Genomic DNA, 6,000 nt, shown 5'->3' on the forward strand with positions numbered 1-6,000 from the left:
AATTAAGTTGCTTTACTCTGTTTATGCATTTTTTCTTTTGTCTTTTTTATCAAATTGTTCCATCAATTTTTCAAATTTTTAAATTGTCATTTCCTCATTCTAGCTTTTTAAATAACAAAAGCAATCAAGTTCTCACTCAATTGCTTTGCACCTAATCTTTAAACTGTAATTACTCAAATTGCTTATTTTAGCATGTATATTACCACCATCAATCCACAAAATTTCTCACTTCTCAAAAACTGAAAAATAAGACTTTTTGAGTTCATCGGTAAATAACACAAATTTTTTATCCAAAATCATATATATTTCATCACATATTTTTTCCAAATATTCGTGTTGATGTGAAGTTAACAATATAGTCTTCCCTTCATTTTTTAAAGCCGATAATATTTTTAGCACATCAACATTTGTTTGAAAATCTAGGGCATTGAATGGCTCATCTAACAAAATAATATCCTGATTTTCCATAATCGCTTGAGCAATTCCTAGTTTTTGTTTCATTCCTGAAGAATAAGTTTTTACTCGTGACCTATTATCAGGATCTAGTCCAACACGTTTCATATATTCTTTAATTGTGCTGTCATCAATCTTTCCTTGAATATCTGCTAATAACTTTAGATTTGTAAATCCATCATAAAAGTCAATGTATCCAGGTTGATTTACAAATAGCCCCACATTTCGGGGGAAATCCAAGTCTTTTCCTACTTTCTTATCTCTAACATAGATCTCTCCATCATCAACAAACTCTAAACCGGTAATCATTTTAAATAAAACACTTTTACCTGTCCCGTTACCGCCTACAATTCCAATAGTTTTCCCAGCTTCAATTTCTAAACTGGCATTTTCATAAAGAACATTTTGTTTGAATTTTTTGTTTATATTTTTAATCTTGATAATTCCCATGTCTTATCCTCCTCATATTAATAATAGCAAAGAAAATAACATTCAAAACACATATGGTAGCAACTTTTATTACAAGTTCATTTTTATTGTTAATTCCATCAAATAAATTAGATAGTCCAAAATTTAAATCAAATAGATTAAAAGTTGGTAGCATGAAGAAAAAAAACTTAAAAAATAGGATTGCTAAAAAAGATACTATTCCATTAGCAAATTTACATAAAATTTTAAAAATCACAAAATCAAAAGTTAAATTTACAAGGAAAATTACAAAATACATACTCAAAATTCCGTATGTAAATTTTATATTGAATTCACTTATAAAATATTCATTGCTAAGAGTACCTGCTCCACCCATAAAATAGAACACACTACCTAATGCATACACAAAAAGTGTATATAGAAAGATATAATTCATATATACTCCTATAAGTTTGTGTTCAAAGCTCAACTTGCTTTTTGTTCGAATCAATATTGGTGCCTGTCCATATTTTTTTATTCTACTATCAGCTATTCCTATAAAAAATAGTGGTATCAAATACAAAATAGTAATTCTTAACCAAGGAATAAATGACACGTATTTTTCATTAGTTCCAAACAATGTCATAATAATAACATCCTTGAAATTAAAATCCACATTTCCTATTTTTCTAAGTAGCTCTAACAAAAACAATACTAATACTACTAAAGCTGATATATATTTTTCCTTTTTTGAAATAATGAATTCTTTAAAACCATATTTGTTAACTTTGAACATTCTTCCAAAACAAAATTGGATTACCAATACTCCAAATAGAATAGTTAGTAGAAACTTTGCGGATCCATTTACGAATAATCCATGGTGCAGCAAGATAAAATTGTCAAAGCAAACTATCGGAATAATTGCTTTTAATTCTGTCTTAAAACCAATAAATGTCAATATATAAATAAGTACCGATGACAATATTACATTTCTATATTTATATCTATAATTAATATACGAAAGTAATGATATCAATACTGTAAATCCAAATAGAAAATACACCACATTCGAAATTACAGCAAACAACGAATTACTAAAATATTCAATATAAGTATTTAAAATGTTAATTAATTCGTCATATGTTTCTACCTTTATATTTTGAGTATGGATTGACAAGTCAAACGTTCTTATTCCAATCACAAACGTAATAACTAAATGTAATACCATATATGCCATCAGCCATTGAATAAAAGACTTTGTAGACATTTTTATTTGCTGGAAAGCATTTCTATATCTTATCATCTCAATATCATTAACGTTTCTAATATGCCTTGCAATTATGATTAGTAAAATTGGAAATACACAGTATAAAATATAATAATGATTTGTCAGAATCGAGAGCATATAACCCCATATTCCCATATCCACTTTTCTATATTTTCTTATTATGCTGCCGCATAAGAAGCATAAAACACCAAAATTTATAAGTAGTAACGTCCTGTTTTCAACAAAAATCCTCTTACACTTTCTCCCCATTAAATCTACTCCTTAAAACAGTTCCAATAATTGCAATTATAAGTATAAAACATATACTTCCTATCGTAATATTGGTAATTGTCATAGACCTAGGCTTCAATCTATTCAAAACAAATGTTGTAGTTATACTGAACCTTGATAAGCCAAGTATAGATGTGATGAAATTTTCTACAATAATATATGCAAACGGTGCTATCAATGCAAGAAATAGATTCTCAATATACAGCGCCGTTATCTGTCCAAACAAGCAAATAATTGTTCCAATTAATGCTTTTTGTAATGACCACAAAATCCCAAAGGCGATTGGGTTGTACATCTGTAATTCACCAAAAATATAGTTTGCTAAGGTTGGCTTGTTGCCAGTTTCAACAAGATCTGCGATATTACATGAGAAAACCACTCCTATTATATTTACTATAAATACCATTAGAAAACATACTGCCATCGTTGACAAGATGTGAATAAGTATATATTTTTTCCTGGAAATACGGACGTGAACATATTCTAAAAAATTATCCTTTTTCATAAAAAACGTATAAATAGAAAATGGTATACTTACAATCAATCCAAAAAAGAAATCGATTGGTTCTGATGCATATGAATATGGACTAATTTGATAATATATCATACTATTTGAGTTATATATTACTATAAGTGTCATTAAAACGACTGCATAAATTATACCTACTGCGAAAGCAGGAATAGCTTGTTTTCTCATCGAGCTTAAATATAATCTCATAATTACTTCCTTTCTTTCACTTAAAATAGGAGACTATTATGCAATAGTCTCCTATAACATGCTGCTTGTGTTATAAGAAATGTTAAATTCGATATTAATTACTCCTCCAAGATCCACCAACTTGAACATCAACAGTTGTATTCCAGTCATTTGAGAACTGAACTCTTACTTAATCCCCATATTTGTGATCAATATGTCCGTCCAAGTCGTAATAAGAATTATCATCTACATCTCTTGTCCAAGAACCTGCGGTTCCATCATCTTCTTGCATTCTTGCATCAACAACATAATCCGAACCAACATAATCAGAACTCAAGTCACCATTTGCACCACCAATATATTTTGTTTGATACGCAGTATAACCATTTCCGTTAAGTCTACCTACTGTTGTGTTATAGCCTTCATAAGTTGTTCCAGCATAAACCATCATTGAGCCAAATATAAATATAGCAAACACTGCTAATAAAGTCTTAATCTTTTTCAATTGAAGCCCTCCTTGCTTTATTATCTCTCACGAATTTTATTTTTACATCATATAATTAGTTAGTTGATTGGATATCGTAAAACTAAAATTCCTCACAACCAACTCAAAGATAACTCAATCACCGTTCTTATACCTTTGAGGATTCATATAATTGCTCATACTTAAACCTCCCTTTATTTTAATACACATCTTTAATTATCAATGATTTTTGCTAATAATTACCACAATTACAATTTAAACTTTTATAGTCCCTTACCATCTAAATCAAAAACCTGATACATGCAAATGCCTAAAGTATCGGCTATATCATTTGCTGTATTTAATGTATGTGGAGTCTTTTCCGTCTCTATTTTATTCATTCTTATCCTTGATATTCCTATTTTTCCAATATATGTTGGAATAATCTCAATGGCTTTTTTATATTCTTTAAGTTTAATTATTTTAGGTTGTCATATACTATTTTATCATAATCATCTTTATTTGTCAACGATTATTTTTTGTTTTACATAATTCTTCTCTTTTACTTTTATTTACTTCTTCTTCGTGTTCTCCCAAACTAATCCATATTTTTCTCGGTTAGGGTTGTTTCAATCTTGCCAAATGCAATCCTACTTTCATCATCTGTATGAATTTTTTAGATGATTTAGGTATTCAAGCATTTCATCTCTTCTAATTTATTATAAATTTCTCAATTTTATTCCACCTCACATAACTAAAATGGCTATAAATACAACTTTTAAATTTCTTATCTTCATAATAATAATCATCTCCTCTTTTATTTTAAAAAATTAAATGGGAAAATTAAAAATTCAGTATCTATAAAATACGAACCATCATCTTCCAATTTGTGATATTTTGTATATGAGTATAAAATAGCTTTATATGAAATTGATCCTCCGTCTTTATAATGATATTTTATTGGAAAACACATTATTGATAAAACAATAAATAAAATAAAAAGCTTGATTCTAACTTTTCTTCTTTTCACGACTCACCACATTTTCTTTAAATATACACAATCATCTGTAATTTTCATAAAATTTGGGTATTAGATAAATTCTTTTACTGTTGTTATTTCTTTGAGTGTTAAGTCACAGTTACCGACTATTGTATCTGCATGGTCTTTATAGATTGCTTTTAATTTAGATTGTGCTTGCAGTATTATACTTGCTGATATTTCTCTTGAACGAATTGTTGCAATCAATTTTTCAAATTTAGGAATTAAACCTATATTGGCAAACTCATCAAGCAAACATCTAACATGAACTGGAAGTCTTCCACCATACACATCATCAGCCTTATAACATAAGGGAAAAGTATTCCTTACTCCCTACAACACCTGAAAAGTCGAAATTGACGGAGACTTTCAAAACTTTCCCCTTTGTTTTCTAATAAAGTCAGAAAAAGAAAATGCCAAAAAATGGGTGTAAAAAAGCAGCCTGTCATAGAGATTGACCATATCGCCGCAGATAGTAAACGGATATTCTCAGCTAAAATAGTTATCTTCGGTACTGAATAGATAAAACTTTTCTTCTGTGAGGTATTCAAGGGATATTTCTCTTTGGCATTTCCTGCACCATGTCCACAAAGCGTTGTACTCGGCGTTTCGGATAACGGCTTTACAAAAAGCATGGAATGTGTACTCGATATGCTCCTTGTATTCTTATGTGCAAGTCATAGAAATTCCTCCTTTCCTCAGCCTAATTTTAACCGATATTTATTTCAAAATAGGTAGCAAAAACTTCAAAAGTGCCAAACCTAAAAATACTGTTATTAACGCAATCGTTGGGGAAATTATCTTATATGGAAAATTCATTTTATTCAACAAATGAATATCCAAATAAAACACAACCAAAAACAATATAAATGTAACTATATATAATGGATTGTGGAGAATAAAGAATTTATATACAACATATTCAATACAGAAAAAAACAAATACTGAAATTAAGCATAAAAAAAGTAAATGTATAATTTTTTTCATGTTTCCTCCTCTATGATTTTCAAAAATTAGGGCAACAACATTTTTGCTGTTGCCCTAATTTTTTACTTTATGATTTTAAAGTTTAGTAGCTATAAAGATAACCAAAATCATTTTTATACCAATCGCCATAGGTTCCCGGGAATGGGTTGGAGATAGATCTGCCCTTAGAAACAGTAGTATAGAATTTATTTACCATATTTCCAGACCACATAAACTGTACTTTCATGTATTGGTTTTTGCTCATACCCTTAAAACAATCATACATATTAGAACGGTCTATACTTTTTAACCAATTCCACCCTAAACCAACAGCAGCCCCAACTGCAACCGAAGCAACTGTCGCAGGCGCACCAGTAATTCCCAAAACAGAACAAATATAAGCACCTAAAGCAGAA

At 29.2% G+C, this 6,000-nt stretch carries 5 protein-coding genes and 1 pseudogene; all 6 read right to left on the bottom strand.

The window, feature by feature from the left end; translation table 11 throughout:
• Positions 1–225: 225 nt before the first annotated feature.
• The gene (locus HGPT_RS04815; RefSeq protein WP_019138720.1) at positions 226–903 is read right to left on the bottom strand and encodes an ATP-binding cassette domain-containing protein; all 678 of its coding nucleotides are present in this window, start codon (positions 901–903) and stop codon (positions 226–228) included.
• On the bottom strand, positions 884–2,398 hold the full coding sequence (locus HGPT_RS04820; RefSeq protein WP_019138721.1) for a hypothetical protein: 1,515 nt from the start codon (positions 2,396–2,398) through the stop codon (positions 884–886). The genes HGPT_RS04815 and HGPT_RS04820 overlap by 20 nt, the downstream gene beginning before the upstream one ends.
• Entirely contained in the window at positions 2,382–3,137 is a 756-nt protein-coding gene (locus HGPT_RS04825) for a hypothetical protein (RefSeq protein ID WP_019138722.1), read from the bottom strand. The genes HGPT_RS04820 and HGPT_RS04825 overlap by 17 nt, the downstream gene beginning before the upstream one ends.
• A gap of 169 nt (positions 3,138–3,306) precedes the next feature.
• Entirely contained in the window at positions 3,307–3,621 is a 315-nt protein-coding gene (locus HGPT_RS04830; protein WP_019138723.1) for a hypothetical protein, read from the bottom strand.
• 1,057 nt (positions 3,622–4,678) lie between these two features.
• Positions 4,679–4,930 (bottom strand): annotated as a pseudogene (locus tag HGPT_RS04845) (TraM recognition domain-containing protein); the annotation flags it as partial.
• A 757-nt stretch (positions 4,931–5,687) separates the two neighbouring features.
• The coding region (locus HGPT_RS04860; RefSeq protein WP_040542569.1) for a hypothetical protein at positions 5,688–6,000 on the bottom strand (313 nt) is incomplete at its 5' end.

It is taken from the genome of Peptoniphilus timonensis JC401 (assembly GCF_000312025.1).
GTDB classification, from domain to species: Bacteria; Bacillota; Clostridia; order Tissierellales; family Peptoniphilaceae; genus Peptoniphilus_A; species Peptoniphilus_A timonensis.